Here is a 20236-nt window from a genome sequence, read left to right on the forward strand (position 1 = left end):
AAGAAATCACCGAGGACATCAGTCCGCCAGCGAGGGCGGACACCCCACAACCCTGTCACGGCGCCACTCCCCAGACATGGCAGGCGGCCTGCACAACAATGGGCAGGTCACGCGACCGGACTCCGCGGTCGTCCCACCGACCCCGGTTCCGGTGGATAGATGCTGCCATGGTTACGCACGGGTGTCAGCACCCCGAACGGGTAAAAATGTGTCGCAGAACACATTCCCAGGAATGCCTCAGGGAGCCGCCGTCGGTGCGACGGCGACTCCCTGAGGGAGGGTCAGGCGCGCTGCGCCCGGTTGACGGCGCTGACCACGGCCTTCAGCGAGGCCAGCACGGTGTTGCCGTCGATGCCGACGCCCCACAGCACCTGGCCGTCGACCGCGCACTCGACGTACGCGGCGGCCTGGGCGTCGCCGCCCTCGCTCAGCGCGTGCTCGGCGTAGTCCAGCACCCGTACGTCCACGCCGATCTGGGCCAGCGCGTTGACGAAGGCGGAGACCGGGCCGTTGCCGGTGCCGTTCAGGGTGACCGGCTGCCCGTCCACCACGGCCTCGGTGGACAGCACGTCCCGGCCGTCCTCGGTGGTCAGGCTGCGCGAGCCGCTCAGCGCGATCCGGCCCCACGGGTTGGCCGGGGTGGGCAGGTACTCGTCCTGGAAGACGCTCCAGATCTCGGCCGGGGTGACCTCGCCGCCCTCGGCGTCGGTCTTGGCCTGGATGATCCGGGAGAACTCGATCTGCTGACGGCGCGGCAGGTCCAGCTTGTGGTCGTTCTTCAGCACGTAGGCGATGCCGCCCTTGCCGGACTGGCTGTTGACCCGGATGACCGCCTCGTAGGAGCGGCCGACGTCCTTCGGGTCGATCGGCAGGTACGGGACACCCCAGGTGTAGGTGCCGACCGGCACGCCGGCCGCCTTGGCGTCGGCCTCCAGCGCGTCGAAGCCCTTCTTGATCGCGTCCTGGTGCGAGCCGGAGAAGGAGGTGTACACCAGGTCGCCGGCGTAGGGGTGGCGCTCGGCCACCGGCATCTGGAAGCAGTACTCGGCGGTGCGGCGGATCTCGTCGATGTCGGAGAAGTCGATCATCGGGTCGACGCCCTGCGAGAACAGGTTCATCCCCACGTTGACCAGGTCCAGGTTGCCGGTCCGCTCGCCCTGCCCGAACAGGCAGCCCTCGACCCGGTCCGCCCCGGCCATGATGGCCAGCTCGGCCGAGGCCACGCCGGTGCCGCGGTCGTTGTGCGGGTGGGTGGACAGCGCGATGAACTCGCGCCGGCTCAGGTTCCGCGACATCCACTCGATCTTGTCGGCGTAGACGTTCGGGGTGGAGCGCTCGACCGTGGTCGGCAGGTTCAGGATGATCTCGCGGCCCTCGCCGGGCTGCCAGACGTCCATCACCGCCTCACAGACCTCCAGGGCGAAGTCCAGCTCGGTGTCGATGAAGATCTCGGGCGAGTACTCGTAGCCGAAGACGGTGTCGTCCCGCAGGATCTTCTCGGCGTACTCCATCACCAGGCGGGTGCCGTCCACGGCGATCGCCTTGATGTCGTCCTTGCTGCCCTTGAAGACCACCCGGCGGAACAGCGGCGAGGTGGCGTTGTACAGGTGGACGGTGGCGCGCGGAGCGCCGACCAGGGACTCGACGGTGCGCTCGATCAGGTCCTCGCGGGCCTGGGTCAGCACCGAGATGGTGACGTCCTCGGGGATCGCGCCCTCGTTGATCAGCGAGCGGACGAACTCGAAGTCGGTGGCACCGGAGGACGGGAAGCCGACCTCGATCTCCTTGTAGCCCAGCTTGACCAGCAGGTCGAACATCTTCCGCTTGCGGGCCGGCGACATCGGGTCGATCAGCGCCTGGTTGCCGTCCCGCAGGTCGGTGGACAGCCAGCGCGGCGCCTGGGTGATCACCTTGCTCGGCCAGGTGCGGTCCGGCAGGTCCACGGAGCCGAAGGGTACGTAGCGCTGGAACGGCATCCCGGACGGCTTCTGCGGCGTGGCCGCGGCGGTGATCGGGGTGGGACGGTCGTTGAACGCGCGAGCGATGGCGGACTGCTCAGTCATGGGGGGACTCTCGGCTTCCGAACTCGGTATGCGGGCTGGTCGGGGTGAATGACACCCGACTCGGCCGACTACTGCCCCGCATCGGTGCGGGTGCAGCACAGTCCCCCGCGGCGAGGGAGCCGGCCTTCAGTGGTCTACAGGCCCTCGCCGCGGCAGCTAAGAAGAAGCAGCCCGTAACGCATGATGTGTCCCAGCGTAACCCAGCCCCATCCGTCCCCGAAGTGAGCCGGGCCACCATTCCACCCAGTGAGACAGGGTCGAACTGACAGATCGTCAGTTCATCCGACCGGAAACCCCTCGGACTCCGCACCGCATTTTCACCGAAACGGGCAGCGCGACGACGTCGGTGCGTAGCACACTGGCAACCATGCGTATCCAGGTGACCCGGACCGGCGGGCTGGCCGGCCGCCCTCTCCGAGCCGAGCTGGACACCGCCGAGCGGACCGACGCGCCCCATGTGCACGCGCTGGCCAGGGAGGCGGTGGCCGGCGGGCTGCGCGCGCCCTCCTACGGCGTGCCGGACGGCTTCCACTACGAGATCACCGTCGACGGGCGGACGGTGCACTGCGCCGACCCGCGGCTGACCGACTCCCAGCACGAGCTGGTCGCACTGGTGCTGCAGGACGGCGTGGCGCTGCACCCGCAGCAGTAGTCCGCTTCCGGATAATCCAAAACTTGCCGCACTTTTGTAGACTGCGGGCATGACCTCACGAACTGTTATGGATCTGTCCGGCCTGCTCGCCCACACCAGCCACGTGCTGTCGACCCGGATGTCGGCCGCCTTCGCCGAGAGCGGCCTGGAGATCACCCCGCGCGGCTTCTGCGTGCTGCTGCACGCCCTGGAGGAGGAGCGGACCCAGATCCAGCTGGCCGAGATCGCCGACCTGGACAAGACCACCATGGTGGTCACCGTCGACGAGCTGGAGCGACTGGGCCTGGCCGAGCGCCGCCCGTCCAGCACCGACCGGCGGGCCCGGATCATCTCGGTCACCCCCGACGGCGCGGAGGCGGTGGCCCAGGGCGTGAAGATCGTCGACCGGGTGCACCAGGACGTGCTGGACGCACTGCCGGGCGAGGACGGGGCCGCCCTGCTGCGCGCCCTGACCACCCTTCAGGAGGGGCACCTGGCCACCCCCGTCGAGAGCGACCGCCCGGTCCGCCGGGCCCGTCGGGCGCGGTAGGTCCAAGAGAGATAGTCCCGTACGGGATTATCTGATAACGTTCCACTCGCAGCCACCGAACGGGAGGGACCCCATGACGACGCACGCCCAACCCACTGACCGCAGGCGCTGGTTGGCGCTCGCCGTGCTCTGCGCCGGGATGTTGATGATCATTCTGGACGGCAGCATCGTCACGGTGGCCCTGCCGGCCATCCAGCAGGACCTGGCCTTCACCCCCGCGAACCTGACCTGGACGGTGAACGCCTACCTGATCGCCTTCGGCGGTCTGCTGCTGCTGGCCGGACGGCTCGGCGACCTGATCGGCCGCCGCCGGATGTTCGTCGCCGGGCTGGCGGTCTTCACCGCGGCCTCGCTGCTCTGCGGGGTGGCGGGCAGTCAGGAGCTGCTGATCGGGGCCCGGTTCCTCCAGGGCGTCGGCGGGGCGATGGCCTCGGCGGTCAGCCTCGGCATGATCGTCACCCTCTTCCCCGAGCCCGCCGAGCGCGGCAAGGCGTTCGGCGCCGTCAGCTTCGTCGGCGCGGCCGGGGCCTCGGTCGGGCAGGTGCTCGGCGGTGTGCTGACCGAGGCGGTCAGCTGGCACTGGATCTTCTTCATCAACCTGCCGATCGGCCTGCTCGCCGTCGTCATGGCGCTGCGGGTGCTGGAGTCCGACCGCGGCCTCGGCCTCGCCTCCGGGGTCGACCTGCTCGGCACCGCCCTGGTCACCGCCGGACTGATGCTCGGGGTGTACGCCATCGTCGGCACCGGCGAGCACGGCTGGGGATCGGCCCGCACCCTCGGGCTCGGACTGCTCGCCGCGCTGCTGCTCACCGGCTTCCTGCTCCGCCAGCGCCGGGCCGCCACTCCGCTGCTCCCGCTGCGGATGTTCCGCTCCCGGAACGTCTCCGGCGCCAACCTGGTGCAGGTCCTGATGGTCTCGGCCCTGTTCGGCTTCCAGGTGCTGATGGCGCTCTACCTGCAGAACGTGCTCGGCTACGGCGCCGCCGCCACCGGCCTGGCGATGCTCCCGGCTGCCCTCACCATCGGCACCGTCTCGCTCCTGCTCTCGGCCCGGCTGAACGCCCGGTTCGGCGAACGGAACGTCCTGCTGGCCGGGTTGGTGCTGCTGATCGGTGCGCTCGGGCTGCTCACCCGACTGCCGGTGGAGGCCTCGTACGCCGTCCACCTGCTGCCCACGATGATCCTGGCCGGCGGCTTCGGCCTGGCCATCTCGGCCCTCACCTCGCTCGGCATGTCCGGCGCCGGCCCCACCGACGCCGGGGTGGCCTCGGGCCTGTTCAACACCACCCAGCAGGTCGGCGGCGCCCTCGGGGTGGCGGTCCTCTCCACCCTGGCCGGCAGCCGCGCCGAGTCGCTGCTGGCCGACGGTCAGGCCGGCCCGGCCGCCCTCACCGGTGGCTTCCAGCTCGCCTTCGGCGTCGGGGCCGGCCTGCTGGTGGTCGCCCTGGTCCTGACCGCCACCGTGCTCCGCCCGGCCCCCGCCGCCACCGAGAGCAACACCGCCGCCCCGGTCCTGGTCTGACCGGGACCGCGCTCAGCGACCCTTGGCCTCGAACCGGCGGGCGTCCCGCCCACGCGGCCCGGCCTGCTCGAACAGGGACTGGCCGATCACCGCCTCCGGCAGCCCGAACAGCCGGCAGAGCTGCCGGAGCAACTCCGCACCGCCGACCCGACTCCCTTCCGGAGTCGGGTCGTTGCGGATTCCACCGAGTGCCGCACCGAGCTCCGGCCGACCGACCAGGGCAGCGATCCGGGCGCAGTACCCGTCCCAGTCCGCCCGATCTGCGGCCCGCTCGGCCGGGTCCGCCGGCGGGGTCCAGTCGGCGGCCCAGCCGAGCTGCTCGACCTTGCCGTTCCCGAGCGTGAGCGTGGCGCAGGCCGCCTGGTCGGACTCCCGCAGCAGCCAGACCGGTTCCTTCAGCTCCCAGGCCAGGTCCCAGCCGGGGCTCTCCATCCGCCGGGCGGTGATCCGGCCGAAGCGGTACTTCGGCCGGTCGAACAGGACCCCAGTGCCCCGGTCGCCCTCGGGCAGCAGGTAGCCGCCCAGCTTGCCGGTGGCGAGGGCGGCCAGCACCCGGTCGGTGGGTGCGGCGGTGACGGCGGCGTACGTGCGCACGGTGTGACTCTTCCTGAACGTGTCGGTCAGTCGGCGGAGTTGAAGCTGGAGGCCGGGTAGCGGAGTGCCTCCGGGACCGCCGCGTCGATGGCCCGGACGGCCGGGCCGATGCCCTGGAAGACATCGGGCAGGACGGGCATCCAGCAGTTGCCGCGACCGAACACCAGCCGGCCCGGCCCCTGGATCTCGACGCCCACCACGTCGGCGAACGGGAGGTGGTGCACGGAGCCGTCCGAGTGGCTGGACCACAGGCCCTCACCGGTCACCACCAGCCGGGTCCTGCGGGCGGCGGACCAGCGCAGCCGGTCCTTCAGCGAGGGCCGGAACACCTGTCCCCCGCGCGGCAGTTCGGCCTGGGCGGTGCAGGAGCCCTGCGGCAGCTCGGAGCCGTCCGCCTGGCGCAGCCCGACCTCGACCTCGTGCGGGACCACCAGCAGCGCCGAGCGCAGCGCGGTGGCGAAGGCGGCCCTGGCCCGGTCCGGGGTGACGGCACGCATCGCGTCCAGCCGCTCCGGCGCCTCCCGGTACTGGCCACCGAGCAGCAACTCCCCTGCAGCCTCGCCGAGTTCGTAGACCACCGAGCGCGGGTCCTCGAACACCTCGCGGGCCGCCTCCACCTCCTCGGCGAGCTCCTCGGCCGTGACGCCCTCGGTGGCGAGCCGGACCGCCTCCTGCCAGAGCAGCTCGGCCACCCGCTGCTCCTGCCCGGGACGGGCGTCCAGGCAGAGCACCCGCTCGCCCCGGCCCGGGCCGGAGTACACGGTGTCGCCGCCGACGTCGTAGGAGAGGCCGTGCTGATGGCGGACCACCTCGGTCAGCCGGTGCCGCAGCACGTTGACCGCGAGGTGCATGGCGTCGTCGTCGAGGTCGCACAGCAGGGCCAGCCCGGGGCCGGGCACCTCGGCCTGCTGCCAGACCGGGCCCGGCTGCAGCACCGGCGACTGCCCGCTGCGGTCCGGCCGGTCACCGGCGGGCAGCGGCAGTCGGAGGCCGGCCGGGGGCGGGCCGGTCAGCACCAGCACCGCGTTGCCGGCGTGGAAGCGGCGCGCTGCCGTCTCCCGGACCGCCTCCAGCGGGATCCGGTCGGGGCCGGGCCCCGGGAACGAGGCCAGGCCGGGGCCCTCGATGCCGTAGCGGATCGAGAGCAGCTCGGCGGTGGTCGGGTCGGTGACCGAGCTGTTCTCGGCGGCCAGCACCCCGGCCTCCTGCTCGATCCGCTCCATCGGCAGCGCACCGAGCGCCTCGCAGACCTTGGCCAGGAACTCGACCAGCTGCTCCGGGCGCCCGGTCGCGGTGAACTGGGTCAGGCCGAGGTCGACCGAGGCGTTGTGGTCGTGGTGCAGCCTGGGCAGCGTGCTCATCGCCAGGTGCTCGATCAGGTGGGTGACGCCCAGGGTGCGGAAGGTCTCGTCCCGGACCCCGCTGCCGAACATCAGTACGGCTTCGAGCGGGCCGGGCGCCTCCGCCCACAGGACGGGGACGCCGTCGATCTGGTCACGATGCATTGCGGAATCATATGCTCCGGTTCTGCACCCTCCCCATGGGCCCGGCAGCGGGCTAGCCGAACCGGCCGTTGACGTAGTCCGAGGTCCGCTGGTCGACCGGGGAGCCGAACATCGCGTCGGTGGGGCCGTGCTCCACGATGCCGCCCGGGGTGCCCTGCTCCGCCAGGAAGAACGCGCACTGGTCCGAGACCCGCTGGGCCTGCTGCATGTTGTGGGTCACGATCACGATGGTGACCTCCTCCACCAGCTCGCGGATGGTCTGCTCGATCCGCCGGGTGGAGGTCGGGTCGAGGGCCGAGCAGGGCTCGTCCATCAGCAGCACCTTGGGGCGGACGGCGAGCGAGCGGGCGATGCAGAGCCGCTGCTGCTGGCCGCCGGACAGGGCGCCGCCGGGCTGCCGGAGCCGGTCCTGCACCTCCTTCCAGAGCCCGGCCTTGGTCAGGCACTCCTCAACCAGGCGGTCCTTCTCGGCCCGCGAGGCGCGGATGCCGGTGAGCTTGAGGCCGGCCAGCACGTTGTCGTAGATGGACATCGCCGGGAAGGGGTTGGGCTTCTGGAAGACCATGCCGATGTCCCGCCGGGCGGAGGTGAGCCGCCGCTCGGGGGCGTAGATGTCGGCACCGTCCAGCAGCACCTCCCCCGCCAGCGCCGCGCTCGGGATCAGCTCGTGCATCCGGTTGAGGATGCGCAGGAAGGTCGACTTCCCGCAGCCCGAGGGGCCGATCAGCGCGGTGACCCGGCCGGCCGGCATCAGCAGCGAGACCTGCTCCAGCACCTTGCGGTCGCCGAACCAGGCCGAGATCGCGCGGGCGTCCAGCGTCCCCGCCGAGCTCTGCCGGACGGTGGGCAGGACGGCCGTGGTGTCGAGGCTCACGGGACGGCCCCTTTCGTGGTGACGGGTGATCAGCAGACTGTCGGTCAGATCAGGTTGGGCAGCAGGCGGGCGACCTGGTCGGCGACCGCGAGGCCGAGGGCGCTCAGGACGGGGACGCCGACGATCCAGCTCTGGTGCCGCCCCCAGCGGGACCAGGCCAGCGCCAGCGCGACGGCGGCCAGCAGCAGCGCCTCGCCCCAGAGCACCAGCGGCACCCAGGCGGCGTCCTCGGTGCCGAGCGCCTTCTCGGCGGCGGGCAGCGCGGCCGCGGTGAGCGGCCGGGCGTTGGACTCCTGGACCTCACTGGTCAGGTCGGCGTCGACCAGCAGCAGGCCGGACGGGGCGTAGAGCGGCCCGGTCGCGGTGACCAGCACCACCCGGCCCGCGCCCTTGGCGACCGCGGGCGGCACCGGGTCGCCGGCCTTGCGGACGGTCACGACCCGGAAGGTGTGCGCGCCCTGACCGGTGGTGATGCGGAAGGTCTCCCCCGTCCGCAGCTGGCCGATGCTGCCGAACGGGCCGCCGAAGCCGGCCTGCCGGCCCAGCAGCACGCTGGTCCCGGCCTGGCCCGGCATCGCGGTGTCGCGCCGGTGTCCCGGCCCGGCCGCCAGCACCTCGCCGGTGCTGCCCTCCCGGACCACCTCGCGCAGGCCGAGCTGCGGGATCTCCAGCAGCGCGACCGGGGTGCCGAGCAGGACCGGCTTGCCGTTGCTGTCCAACTGCCCGATCGGTGCGGTGCCCTGGGCCAGCGTCAGCCGCAGCTCGGCGTAGCCGGTCTGGTGGTCCCGCAGGTGGCGCAGCCCGCCGAGCGGGCCGAAGTCGAAGAGCAGCCCGAGCAGCAGCCCGGCCAGGATGGCCAGGGCGGCACCGGCCAACTGCGGCCCGTCCGGCCGGAGTCGGCGCACCGGGGCGGCCACCGGACCTGCGGGCGGCAGCGGCGGCCCGGGGCGGGGCCCGACCGGGGTCTCGACCATGACGGCGGTCATTCGGCAGCCTCCTCGGCCCGGGCCCGGTGGGCCCGGACCCGGCGGACGTACGGCACGGTCAGCCAGGCGGCCAGCAGCAGCCCGGCGGTGGCGGCGATCCAGGCGTACAGCGGCAGGCCGGAGTCGGCGGCCGAGGCGGCCGCAGCGGTCTTGGCCCGGCCGGACGCCTGCGGCGGCACCGGATCGGCGGCGGCGGCCTGGTGCAGCATGCCCGCGGGCGCCACCGAGGCGGTGGTCCAGGTGGTCGGGTCGGTGAAGGTGAGGACGGCGGTGAAGTCCTTCACCGAGGCCGGCTTGACCTTGTGGCGGCAGCTGGCCGTGATGGTGTAGTCGCCCTTGAGCGGGCCCGAACCGGCCTGGGTGGCCACCACCTTGAGGGTGTTGGCCAGCGGCAGGACGAAACCGCCGTTGGGTGCGGCCCGGTAGACCGAGGCGGCCACCGTCCCGGTCAGCGGGGCGCCCTCGGCCGGGAATCCGGCGCCGGTGATCCGCACCGTCAGGTAGTTGGCCGGGTCGGGGCAGGGGCCGGAGCTGAGCAGGTCGATCGCGTCGTCGTCGTGGCCCTTCGGGTAGTCGAAGGACAGCGTGCCGACCGGTTCAGCGGCGGACGCCGGTGGAGCGTACGGGAGTTGGCACAGCACCAGGGCGACGAGCAGCGCGGCGGCGGCGACCGGGGCGGCCGGCACCGGCGGCTTGGCGGCCCCGCCGGGCAGCGGGCGGCGGCGGCGACGGGCCAGCCACCAGCGGCCGACCAGCAGCAGGACCACCAGCAGGACCGCCAGCGTGGTCCAGGGGATCAGCGCGAAGCGGTGCTTGGAGACGTCGCTGACCAGCTTCGGGTCCTTGTCCCCGGCCACCGGCAGCGGGTCGATGGTGATCCCGGCGGTGCCCCACAGGGTCGGGTAGACCCCGGAGACGTCGAAGCGGTAGTTGACCGCGTTGCCGGGCAGCAGCTCCTGCAGGTCGGCGGGGGCGTTGCCGGTGGCGATCGAGCCGAACACGTTGGTGATCCGGACCGCCTGCTTGCCGCCGAGCCGGACGTTGCCGGTGTTGCGGACGGTGTAGCTGACCGTGGTCCGGCCGGTGTCCAGCGGGTTGGCGCTGGGGTGGTAGACCGCCTTGGCGTTCTCGACCTTGAGCTCGGCCTTCAGGTCGCCGGAGACCCGGATGTTCACCCGGGAGCCGACCCGCTGGTCGACCGTGACCGCGTTGCCCTTGGCGTCCTTGCTCTCGGCCCGGACCGCGACCACGATGCCGGCCGCGTGGTCGCCGGGCGCGGCGTTCGCCGGGATGGCCAGGGTGAACGGGACGATCTGGCGGCTGCGTCCGGGCAGGGTGAGCGAGTCGACCGCGGTGCGGATCCAACTACCGGCCCGGGTCGAGGGCTTGCCGTCGGGCAGCACGTCGTAGCCGCCGCTGTCGGTATTGAAGGCGTCGGCGGGGTAGAGCCGCACGGTGAGCGGCTGCTCGCTGTAGTTCCAGACCGCGACATGGTCCTTGACCAGGGCGCCGGGCGTGGCCGCGTAGGAGAAGGTGCCCCGGCTGTCCGGCTCGGTGGCGCTCGACGGCTGGATGCCGAAGGTCTGCGCGGCGGGCGGCGTCTGGCCGGCCGCCGGCGCGGCCGGCGGATCGTCCGCGTACGCGGACCCGGCCGTCGGCAGCAGGGCGACGGCCGCCAGGCAGAAGACTAGGAACCATCGGCGCATCGGCGGCGTCATCCTCGCTTGCTGGTACGGAAGTTGGGGACCGGCGGCCGGTCCGTCCGCGGTACGACGCAGTGTCGCGCGGACGGACCGACCGCCGGGTGAAGGGCGGACCTGGCCCCGGTGAACTACCGGTGTCAGATCGCCGTCAGGGTGAGCAGGCCCTGGTACGTCCCGGCCAGCGTGGAGGTCGGGGCGAGCAGGGTGAGGTCGGCGCCGAGCTTGGCGGTGCCGAGGCCGGTCGCGGTGGCCAGGGTCCGGGAGGACTTCAGGCCGAAGACGCCGCTGTCGGCGGCCGCGACGGCGTTCGCCGGCGTGATCTGGCCACCGAGGTTGATCTTGAGGCCGTCACCCTTGGAGACCAGGTTCGGGGCCCAGCCGAGGTTCTGCGCGTTGATCTGGTTGGTGCCCGAGGTGAACTGGTCCACCCGGCCGCTGACCGACCAGCCCGGCGCACCCGCGCGGGTGTCCGTGACGGTGACGGTCTGGATCGCACCGGTGGTGGAGTACAGGGTGCTGTCGCTGTTCAGGGTGAGCGGCGGCAGGGTGACGTTGGTGCCCGCCACGCTGATCACCAGGGCGCCGGGGGCGACCGTGGTGGTGATGGTCTCGAACACCGGCGACGGCGGCAGCGGGTCGCCCGGGTTCGGGACGACCACCGGCGGGGTGACGGTGAACGGCACGGCCGGCGAGGTCGAGGCCGCGAAGTCGGCCGGGACGGCCGGGACGAAGGTGGCGGTCAGCACGTGGTCGCCCTCGGCCAGGTTGGCCACGGTGAGCTGGGCGGTGCCCGCGTCCGCCGACAGGGTGCGCAGCAGCGTGCCGTTGTCGCGGAACTCGACCGCACCGGGGGTGGTCGCCGGGGTCACGGTGGCGCTCAGCGTCACCGGGGTGTTCTTGGCGGCCGAGCCGGCCGGGCTGACGGCCAGCGCGGTGGTGGTCGCGGCGGCGCCCTTCGGGCTGATGGTGTAGCTGACCGCCGAGGAGGTCGAGCCCAGGAACGAGGCCGAGGTCGAGGTGAAGACCGCGGACAGGTTGTGCGCGCCCTGGGTCAGGGTGTTGACGGTGAGCGAGGCCTGACCGGCGTTCACGGCGACCGGGGCGCCGAGCGGGGTGGCGCCGTCCAGGAACTGGACCGTGCCGGGCGCGGCCGGGGTGACCGCAGCGGACAGCGTGACGTTGCTGCCGAGGACGGCGGAGCCGTTCGGCGTGACGGTCAGCGCGGTGGTGGTCGCGGTCGCGGCCGGGGTGGTGTCCACCGTGGTGTAGCTGGTGGGCGTGTTGAAGTTGATCGCGCCGACGAAGTCACCGAAGTAGGTGGTGCCGAGCTTGGCCCGGCAGCGCAGCCGGAACTCGTACTTGCCGGAGAGGGCGGAGAAGCCGTTCTTCTGCGCGAAGCCGCGCATGGTGTCGCTCAGCGGCACGGTCAGGTGCCCCTGGGCGTCGGCCGGGAAGTTGGACTGGGCCTGGTTCGTGGTGACACCGAAGCCGTCGGCCGGGAAGCCCGCGCCGAAGACCAGGGCCTGCAGGTTGGTGCCGCCCGGGCAGGCCGCGGAGCTGACGACGCTGATCAGTTCCTCGTCGGTGCCGGAGGCCGGGTTGACGGTCAGGGTGCCGATGGTCGGCGTGACCTCGGCGGCGTGGGCGGCGGTGCCGGCCATGGTGATGCTGCCGGCGGCCAGGAGGGTGGCGGCGCCGATCGCGACGGTGCGCGGGATACGGATGCTCACGGTTCTGGTGTGCCTTTCAGGCAGGGAGATGCGGAGAGTTGAGGGAGGGTCAGTTACCGGAGTTGCGGGAGGTGTCACCGCAGCTGTCGTTCACGCCGAAGCCGTACTGCTTGACGATGTCGGCGCGCGAGCAGATCTTGGAGGTCTTGCTGACGAAGACGTCGCTCCACGGGCTGACGCCGACCTTGCTGGTCGGGATGACGTTGTAGACGTCACGGGTGGCGGCGGCACCGGTGTTCAGGAGCAGCGAGGGAACGCCGTTGATGTTGCCGAGCTGGGCGGCACCCCGGATGTCGGGGATGGTGCTGGCGCTCTGCGCGATGTACTGGGCGATCGAGAACGGCACCAGCGACTTGCTGTCGAGCACGCGGCCGTCGTGCTCCTCGATCTTCTTGCCGCCCTTGGTGTCGGTGACACAGGGGTAGCGGTTGGCGCTGAGGTCGCCCTCGGTGATGCCGACCACGGTCAGCCAGAACGAGCGGGTGCCGGAGCCGGCCTGCGGCAGCAGCGGGCGGACGTCCCAGTTCGGGGCGGTGCCGACGAAGCCGGGGTCGCAGGTGTAGAGCGCGTGCAGGTCGGCGGTGGAGAGGTCGAGCGGCAGCACGCTGCCCGCGCCGACCGCGTAGGTGACCGCGTCGACCGCGAACGGCACGTAGGTCAGGCCGGGGGTGGAGGCCGCCACGTTCAGGCTGGACGAACGGGCGAAGTCCAGGCAGCCGTTGCCCTTGTTCAGCTCGTTCAGCAGGGTGGTGCGGCCCGCGCCGGAGCCGTTGGCGCGGGTGACCGCCTGGCAGGCCGCCGACGCCTTGGTGGCGATGGTGGGGGTGCCGAGCGCGTTGTAGGAGGCGATCAGCTTCTCGCCGCTGGGGCTGGTGATCGCGTCGGCCATGGCGTTCATGACGCCCTGGGTGGTGTCGGAGCCGACACCCGCGAGCTGACGGTAGGTCGGGGCACCGGTCGGGTCCGCCTGGGCGGTCCCGGAGCCGGCCACCACCAGGCCGAGGCCGGCGGCGACGGTCACACACTTGGCGAAGTTGCTCTTGGTGAGACTCTTCACTGTTCTTTTCCCTTTTTCGGACAGCTCTCAGGCACGGCCGGAGGGATCTCCGGCCGCGTGGCGCACATGCGTTGGCGTGGTACGGGTGGTGATGGTCTGTGGGCCCCGCCGGGCACCCGGGCCGGTCAGGCCCGGGTGCGCCGGTTGCGGAGCAGTCGTGGCAGCAGGAGTCCGGCGGCACCGGCCAGCAGCCCGGCGACCAGGACGCCGAGCAGCAGGTACCGGACGCTGCCGACCTCGGTCTCCGCCGTCCTGGCGACCGGGGCGGTGGTGCCGGGTGCGAGCACCACGGGGGTGTGCACCGGGGTCGGGCTCGGGGCGGGCGGGGCGGCGGGTGCGTTGTCCACCGGCGGTACTGCCTTCGGGCCGGCCGGCGGGGCCGGGAGCGCCGGGGCCTCGTCGGCGGGGGGCAGGTCGATCCGGGAGCTCGGGCCGGAGCTGCCCGCCTTCTCGGGCACTCCCGCCTGCTTCTCCACCACGTCGGCGACCAGCTTGAGTTGGGTCCGCATCCGGTCCGGCAGCGGTGCGTACCCGGCCGGCAGCTGCCCCAGCGCCACGCCGTGCTCCTGGCCGCTGGTGGCGGCGTAGCGGAGCAGGTCGGCGTACGACTTGCCGGCGGAGGTGGTGAGCGCGGACGGGACGGTGGCGGCGAAGGTGGTGACGGTCAGCGGGTAGCCGTCGGTGACCGGCACCCCGGGCGGGATGACCGCGACCCGGAGCGGGTCGGCCGGCATCGTCGCGTTGGCCATGGTGAGCAGCGCCTGCTCGGTCGGGGCGACGAACTGGCCCGCGCCGTTGCGCAGTCTGGCGGTGCTCAGCCCGTACCGCGCGGCCTGCGCGGTGGTGGCCAGCGCCATCATCGAGCGCAGGCCCTGGGCCTGCGGCGCGTCCTTCTTCATGGCCGGCGGGATGCTGTCCGCGCCCCAGGCCGACTTGCCGGTGGTCTCGCCGCGGGAGGCGAACCTGGCCGCGTCACCCATCGAGGCGACGTAGGGGTGCGACTCCATGTTGCACCACTCCGGGCGGCCCACCTCGGCGTCGAACTGCTGGCAGTAGGCGTCCTGCTTGGGGTAGTTGGAGCGCGGGTAGGTGGTGCCCAGCTTGGTGAAGGACAGGTTGATCCGGTCCTTCCACTTCGGGTGCACCTCACCCTTCAGGAAGGCCGCCGCCTCCGGGTCGCCGAGCAGCCAGGTCCAGACCAGGAACGAGGCGTCGCTCGATCCCATCGGCAGCAGCAGATCCGGTACCCGGGCCCCGAAGAAGTCCTTGAACTGGGGGTTGATCTCCAGAAACTCCGGGTCGCTGAGCAGGTCCAGCGGGTTGCCCTCGGGGATGTTCGGGTCACCGGGGTTGGCCGCGTACTGGTAGCTCTGGGTCAGCAGTTTGGCCACCAGACGGGGGGTCAGCTGCATGTCCTGCATGCGCTGGCCCTCCCGCTTGCGGACGTCCTCGGGGGCCCGGATCGAGGACTGGCTCTCGATGTCGAAGGCGATGGTCAGCCCGGACAGCGCGATCGGGGCGTAGACCGGGGTGCGTCCCGGGGTCTGCTCGGCCGGGTCGAGCAGCAGGCCGAGGAAGTCCAGGCCCGGGTTGTCGCCCAGCAGCCGCTCCCGGGCGTTGTCGTCGCTGCCCGGGGTGTAGTTGAAGATCCCGCCGGCCTGCCGGCACAGCACCGGCTGCCAGCGCGCCATCGCCTCGGCGATCAACTCGCTTCCCTCGGTGGGGATTTCGGCACTGCCGATCGGGCAGGAGACGCCGACCCGCTCGAACTCGAGCGGAACCACCATCCGCTTGGCCCAGTTGGTGGTGGAGAGCGGGGTGGACTGCAGCCGCCCGGAGCCACCGGTCGGCACCTTGCCGTCCACGTCGATCTGGCCGCGCGGCACGATCACCAGCCAGCACTTGCGCAGCACTGCGTCGGGGTCGGGGTCGGTGGTCTGACCGCAGCCCAGCCCGGGGGCCTCCATCCCGGTCTGCATCTCGAAGAAGATCTGCCCGGTGCCGTCGGCCCGGGTGGGCGCGAACGGGACCTCGTTGGTGGTCTGCGCGTTGAAGAACCGGTTGGTGTCCCCGCTGTCCGTCTCCCCGGAGACCGAGCGGAACGGGGCGTAGACGTTCACGTTCGGCGTGGTCTGCTTGATCGGCTCGGCCGGATCGACCAGCGCGCCGAAGTTGAGCTGCCGACCGGCCACGTAGTCACCGGTCGCGATCCGGGTGTCCCCCTTGGTGGCGCCGTACTGGCACTGCTCCCGGTCCGGGCCGGTGTCCGCATCGCCCCAGCACTGCATGATCTGCAGGTAGTCGCGGCCGAACGACATCGGGCTGGGCCAGGTCTGCTTGCCGCCCTTCCAGGTGATCTCGACCACCTGGTTCACCAGGTGACCGGTCTGCGGGACGGTCACCTCCAGGCCGGTGAACTCACCGGTGCCCTTGACCGTGACCGGCTTGGGGTCGGTGGTGGCCGGGCCGGCCTTCAGGGCCCGGACGCCGCTCCCGCTCCTGGCCGGACTGGCCGCCTTGGCCGTCGGCTTGACCGCCCCGGTGCCGGGCACCTGGGCCGGCCGGGAGGCCTGGACGTCGATCCCCACCGGCGCACCGGCGATCGGGTCGACCGGGATTTCGGGCCGGGCCTGGTCGCCTGCGGCCACCGGCACCGGCGTGTCCCCCGGTCCGGCCGAGAGGGCCGCTCCGGCCGAGGTGGCGAGCAGCAGGACGAGCACCCCTGCCGTGCGCAGCGCCCGCCGGGCCCCACTGTTGACGGTCCGCCGGCTCACAGCTCCCCCTCCCGCCTGCGGGCCGCGCGGCCCGCTACCACCGGCGGCAGCACGATGACCGCACCGAGCAGCAGCCCGGCGATCACCATCAGCGAGTACCGCAGCCCGCTGCCCGCCGAGGCGGCCACCTGGACCTCACCGGCGCTCACGTTCTGCCCGCCGCCACCGCCCGCGCCGCCGCCACCGCCGGCCAGCGCCGGGTCGTCCGAACCCGCGGTTCCACCGGTGCCGTTGGCACCTGCGCCACCGGCCGCCGCAGTGCCCCCGGCCGCCGCGCCGCCGTCGGTGCCCGCGGTCCCGGCCCCGGCCCCGCCGGTCCCGGCCGCGCCGCCGGTGCCCGAGCCGCCGGTGGAGCCGCCGGCACCGGCGCCGCCGGTCCCCGACGTACCCCCGCCGGTCGACCCGCACTGACCGGTCGCGCCCTTCTTGTCGCACTCGTCCGGCTTGGGGGCGCTCGCCACGTACGGGTTGGTGCCGCCCGGGCCGAAGGTCGGGTTGGTGCACTTGCTCGGGTCGAAGGCCCGGTTCTCACTGCCCGGGATCTTGGCCAGCTGCTTGAAGCCCGAGGTGACCAGCTGCGGGGTGAGCGGCGAGTACCCGTTGTCGCCCACCTTCTTCTGCCCCTCGCACAGGAAGTAGTAGCCGAAGGCGCTCAGGGTCTTGCCCTTGTCCGCCTTGAACGCCTTGGTCTCGGCGGTGTGCACCACCATGTAGCTGTAGCTGGAGAGCGGGTAGGCGGCGGGCGCCGTGCTGGCGTACACCTGCTCCAGGTTCTGCGTCAGGTCCTCGTTGATCGCGGCGTTGACCAGGGCGACCGCGACGTTCTGCCCGGTCGGCCCGACGTAGTAGCCGGCGTCGTTGAGCACCTTGGCGACCGGGAACTTGGCCTCCTTGGCGTACGAGTACTCGACGTAGGTGATCGCGCCGTTGTTGCCCTCGTTGGCCACCGAGGAGGCGACCTGGATCGAGCTGCCCAGCGCCTTCCAGGTGGAGCCCTTGAGCAGCGGGTAGAACGAGGTCATCCCGCACGGCGTGCCGCGCGGCGAGCGGCGGCAGTAGTCGTCCCAGACCGCGGTCTGACGCTTGCTCATCCAGGTGGTGAACTGCGCGGTGGTACCGGAGCCGTCCGAGCGGACCACCGGCTGGACCTCGACGTGCGGCAGGTCGAGCGCGGGGTTGTCGGCCTTCACCACCGGGTCGTCCCAGAACTTGACCACCCCGGTGAACAGCTTGGCGATCGCGTCGCCGGAGAGCCGCAGGTTGGTGACCCGCTTGCCGCCGATCTTCAGGTTGTACATGAACGAGGTGCCGCCCGCGACGATCGGCAGGTAGGCCGAGGGGAACGGCGGCGGTGCGTCGTACTGGCCGCCGTCGGTGAGGCCGTAGGGGATCTCGGTGACCGCGAAGTCGGTGGCGTCGTTCTTGAACTGGTTCCGGCCGAACGAGGAGCCCTGCGGGTCGAAGTCGACGGTCATGCCGTACTGGCGGACGTTCTTCACCCAGCCGTCCACCGCGTTGTAGCTCCAGGTGGAGCCCGCGCCGCTGATCCGGATGTAGGACTCCGCCACCGCCCGGGAGGCGGTGCCGAACAGCAGCGAGGTGGCCAGCACCGCGATCGCGGTGAGCAGGGTGAGGGTGCGGGTGATCACGGGCGCCTTCCGGGCGGAGGGTACGACGGGCTGGGTCATCCGGACCAGGTCGGCCGCGGACTGCCGGGTCCGCTGGTCGCGCTGACGCCGGCTCAGCTCCCCCGGGCCCCGGCCGCCGAGGGTCCGGGCCACCACGAAGAGCAGCAGCACCAGGCCGAGCAGCAGCGCCGCCGCGCCGAAGGCCCGGGCGGCCTGGAGCTCGGACGGGAACTTGATCAGGGTGAAGGCCATCAGCGGCAGCGAGGTCTGCGGGTCGTGGGTCGGGTCGAGGTTGAGGTTCTTGGTGTAGCCGGAGCAGAGCAGCACCGGCGAGGTCTCGCCGATCCCGCGGGCGGCGCCCAGGATCACCGCGGTGGCCAGACCGGACCTGGCGCTCGGCAGGGTCACCGTCCAGACCGTCCGCCAGCGTCCGGCGCCGAGCGCGTAGGACGCCTCCTTGAGCGAGGAGGGCACCAGTCGGAGCACCACGTCGGCGGCCCGGATCAGGATCGGCAGCATCATCACCGAGAGCGCCACCCCGGCGGCCAGGCCGGACCGGGGCAGGCCCAGGGTGAGCACCATCACCGCGTAGATGAACAGGCCGGCCAGGATCGACGGCAGTGCCGTCATCGCCTCCACCAGGGTGCGCACCAGCCGGCTGAACCGGCCGGGCACCTCGCTCAGGAAGACCGCGCAGCTGATCCCGACCGGGATGGTGATGCCCAGGGAGATGGTGATCTGCACCAGCGTGCCGGTCACCGCGTGCAGCGCACCGCCCTGGTCCAGCGGGTCGGTCGGCCCGGCGTCGGCCAGGTCCTGGAGGTAGAAGTTGCTGTGCGAGAGGGCCGACCAGCCCTTCATGAAGACGTAGCAGAGCACCCAGACCAGCACTCCGAGCAGCACCGCGGCCAGGCTGTGCACCACGGCGGAGGCGAGCCGGTCCCGGACCGTCAGCCCGCCCTCGTCCCGGGAGACCAGCAGCGCGTACAGGCCGAGGAAGCAGAACCAGGCGCAGACCACGAAGCCGATCCCGCCGCTGAACGGGGTGAGCCGCTGGAACAGCAGCGCGGAGGTCGCCACCGCGCCGGCCAGGCTGCCCCAGAACGCGTAGTGGTCGGACGCGCGGCGGGCGTTGATCCGGCGGCGGCGCTGCGGGGCGGGCGCGTCCGGGCGGGTGACCACGGTGGTGCGGGGCGGTGCGGTGGTGGTCATGAGCTGGCCCCCGAGCGGCTGCGGGCGACCACGGCGGCCGCGGCGAAGTTGACCGCGAGGGTCAGCACGAACAGGGCGAGTCCGGCCGCCATCAGTGCGGAGACCGAGAAGTCGGTCGAGTCGCCGTAGCGCAGCGCGATCAGCGGGGCGACCGCGCTGCCGCCGCTCTGCAGCACGTGCGGCTGGATGTCGAAGTTCATCGAGAGGATCAGGTAGACCGTGATGGTCTCGCCCAGCGCACGGCCCAGGCCGAGCATGGTGCCGCCGATGATCCCGCCCCGGCCGAACGGCAGCACCACCGAGCGGATCATGCCCCAGCGGGTGGAGCCGAGCGCGTACGCGCCCTCCCGCTCACCGGCCGGTGCCTGGTCGAACACCTCGCGCATGATCGAGCACATGATCGGCGTGATCATGAAGCCCACCACCACGCCGGCCATCAGGCTCGACGCCGTGTAGACCAGCGGCGGCGTCAGCGGGTTGGTCGGGTCGGCCCCGTTCACCTTGAAGAGCGGGAACCACCCGAAGTAGTCGGAGAGCCACCGGGCCACGCCGGTGAGCTGGTACTGCAGCAGCTTGAAGCCCCAGACGCCGTAGACCACGCTGGGCACGGCGGCCATCAGGTCGACCATGCTGACCAGCGTCCGGCGCAGCTGCCGGGGCGCGTACTCGCTGATGTAGAGCGCGCTGGCCAGCGCCAGCGGCACCGCCAGCACCACCGCGATCCCGCCGATCAACACGGTGCCGATCAGCACCGCCGCGATGCCGAACTGGCCCCGGCCGCCGTCCGGGTTCCAGGTCTCGGTGGTGAGGAAGGAGAGCCCGGCGGTGGAGAGCGCGTCGGTGGCCCGGACGGCCAGGTAGCCGCCCACCCCGAGCATCACCACCAGCACGAACGCACCGCTGCCCTTGGCCCAGGCCAGGAACACCCGGTCCGCCAGACCGGGGTTGACGGTGAGTGCCCTCGGGGAGTCGGTCCCAGGCTCGACCGGAAGGGTGTCCGTACTCATCCGACACCTCCACGGGCGGCGTCGGCCGCACTCCGTGCACCTGCCAGAAAACGGGCGAGGTTGTACTGGCACTCGCGCTGCCGCCGGTAGCCGCGGGCCGAGTGGGCGACCGGCTGACCGTCCAACTCAAGCCGCCAGAGCCAGAGTTGCCCCTGGTCCATGGAGCAGATGGTGGACCTGCCCTGGTCCATCCGGTGCTGGAACTCCTCGATCGCCGCCCGGCAGGAGGCAGCGTCCCGGAACGTCTCCTGACTCTGACCCAGGTGCCGGTTGTTGGCGCCGAGCAGTCGCCAGACCGTACCGCCCGACGCGAGGTCGGGGCGGGACGGTCTGCTGACGATCAGAAATCTGGGGTGTCCCATGCCGGTGCTCGCCCTTCCGCAGCGCTGCTTGGCCGGAA

Annotated in this window: 15 protein-coding genes; 3 read left to right on the forward strand and 12 right to left on the reverse strand. The window is 72.1% G+C overall.

Annotation, left to right across the window (positions count from 1 at the left end; all coding sequences use genetic code 11):
- Window positions 1–281: 281 nt before the first annotated feature.
- Window positions 282–2063: a 2-isopropylmalate synthase gene (gene leuA / locus ABT118_RS14285; protein ID WP_350668345.1), complete on the reverse strand. Its 1782-nt coding sequence runs from the start codon at window positions 2061–2063 to the stop codon at window positions 282–284.
- 367 nt (window positions 2064–2430) lie between these two features.
- Between leuA and ABT118_RS14290 the strand changes: the two genes are divergently transcribed.
- The 3 genes from ABT118_RS14290 to ABT118_RS14300 all read left to right on the forward strand — a co-directional run bounded on the left by ABT118_RS14290 (window position 2431) and on the right by ABT118_RS14300 (window position 4766).
- A complete protein-coding gene (locus ABT118_RS14290) occupies window positions 2431–2715 on the forward strand; it encodes a protealysin inhibitor emfourin (RefSeq protein ID WP_350668346.1) in 285 nt (94 codons plus the stop codon).
- 49 nt (window positions 2716–2764) lie between these two features.
- Window positions 2765–3244: a MarR family winged helix-turn-helix transcriptional regulator gene (locus ABT118_RS14295; RefSeq protein ID WP_350668347.1), complete on the forward strand. Its 480-nt coding sequence runs from the start codon at window positions 2765–2767 to the stop codon at window positions 3242–3244.
- A gap of 73 nt (window positions 3245–3317) precedes the next feature.
- A complete protein-coding gene (locus ABT118_RS14300) occupies window positions 3318–4766 on the forward strand; it encodes an MFS transporter (RefSeq protein ID WP_350668348.1) in 1449 nt (482 codons plus the stop codon).
- A gap of 12 nt (window positions 4767–4778) precedes the next feature.
- Here the strand turns inward: ABT118_RS14300 and ABT118_RS14305 are convergent, their stop codons facing one another.
- The 11 genes from ABT118_RS14305 to ABT118_RS14355 all read right to left on the reverse strand — a co-directional run bounded on the left by ABT118_RS14305 (window position 4779) and on the right by ABT118_RS14355 (window position 20198).
- Window positions 4779–5360 (reverse strand): hypothetical protein, encoded by a 582-nt coding sequence (locus tag ABT118_RS14305; RefSeq protein ID WP_350668349.1) that lies wholly within the window; start codon window positions 5358–5360, stop codon window positions 4779–4781.
- Window positions 5361–5386: 26 nt separating this feature from the next.
- Window positions 5387–6865 (reverse strand): insulinase family protein, encoded by a 1479-nt coding sequence (locus ABT118_RS14310; protein WP_350668350.1) that lies wholly within the window; start codon window positions 6863–6865, stop codon window positions 5387–5389.
- Window positions 6866–6917: 52 nt separating this feature from the next.
- Window positions 6918–7739: a phosphate ABC transporter ATP-binding protein gene (locus ABT118_RS14315; RefSeq protein ID WP_502884548.1), complete on the reverse strand. Its 822-nt coding sequence runs from the start codon at window positions 7737–7739 to the stop codon at window positions 6918–6920.
- Window positions 7740–7783: 44 nt separating this feature from the next.
- Window positions 7784–8725 carry a sortase gene (locus tag ABT118_RS14320; RefSeq protein ID WP_350668351.1) on the reverse strand — a complete coding sequence of 314 codons (942 nt, stop codon included), beginning with the start codon at window positions 8723–8725 and terminating at the stop codon, window positions 7784–7786.
- Window positions 8722–10431: a hypothetical protein gene (locus ABT118_RS14325; protein WP_350668352.1), complete on the reverse strand. Its 1710-nt coding sequence runs from the start codon at window positions 10429–10431 to the stop codon at window positions 8722–8724. The genes ABT118_RS14320 and ABT118_RS14325 overlap by 4 nt, the downstream gene beginning before the upstream one ends.
- Window positions 10432–10565: 134 nt before the next feature.
- Window positions 10566–12158, reverse strand: coding sequence for an Ig-like domain-containing protein (locus ABT118_RS14330; RefSeq protein WP_350668353.1), 1593 nt, complete (start codon window positions 12156–12158; stop codon window positions 10566–10568).
- A 49-nt stretch (window positions 12159–12207) separates the two neighbouring features.
- On the reverse strand, window positions 12208–13215 hold the full coding sequence (locus tag ABT118_RS14335) for a hypothetical protein (protein ID WP_350668355.1): 1008 nt from the start codon (window positions 13213–13215) through the stop codon (window positions 12208–12210).
- Window positions 13216–13340: 125 nt separating this feature from the next.
- Entirely contained in the window at window positions 13341–15989 is a 2649-nt protein-coding gene (locus tag ABT118_RS14340) for a hypothetical protein (RefSeq protein WP_350668356.1), read from the reverse strand.
- The gene (pstA, locus tag ABT118_RS14345; protein WP_350668358.1) at window positions 15986–18829 is read right to left on the reverse strand and encodes a phosphate ABC transporter permease PstA; all 2844 of its coding nucleotides are present in this window, start codon (window positions 18827–18829) and stop codon (window positions 15986–15988) included. The genes ABT118_RS14340 and pstA overlap by 4 nt, the downstream gene beginning before the upstream one ends.
- Window positions 18826–19836: a phosphate ABC transporter permease subunit PstC gene (gene pstC / locus ABT118_RS14350; RefSeq protein ID WP_350668359.1), complete on the reverse strand. Its 1011-nt coding sequence runs from the start codon at window positions 19834–19836 to the stop codon at window positions 18826–18828. Before pstC ends, pstA begins: the two co-directional genes overlap by 4 nt.
- Window positions 19833–20198: a YegP family protein gene (locus ABT118_RS14355; RefSeq protein WP_350668360.1), complete on the reverse strand. Its 366-nt coding sequence runs from the start codon at window positions 20196–20198 to the stop codon at window positions 19833–19835. The genes pstC and ABT118_RS14355 overlap by 4 nt, the downstream gene beginning before the upstream one ends.
- Between the last annotated feature and the right edge of the window lie 38 nt (window positions 20199–20236).

It is taken from the genome of Kitasatospora sp. NPDC002040 (genome assembly GCF_040296785.1).
Lineage (GTDB): Bacteria > Actinomycetota > Actinomycetes > Streptomycetales > Streptomycetaceae > Kitasatospora.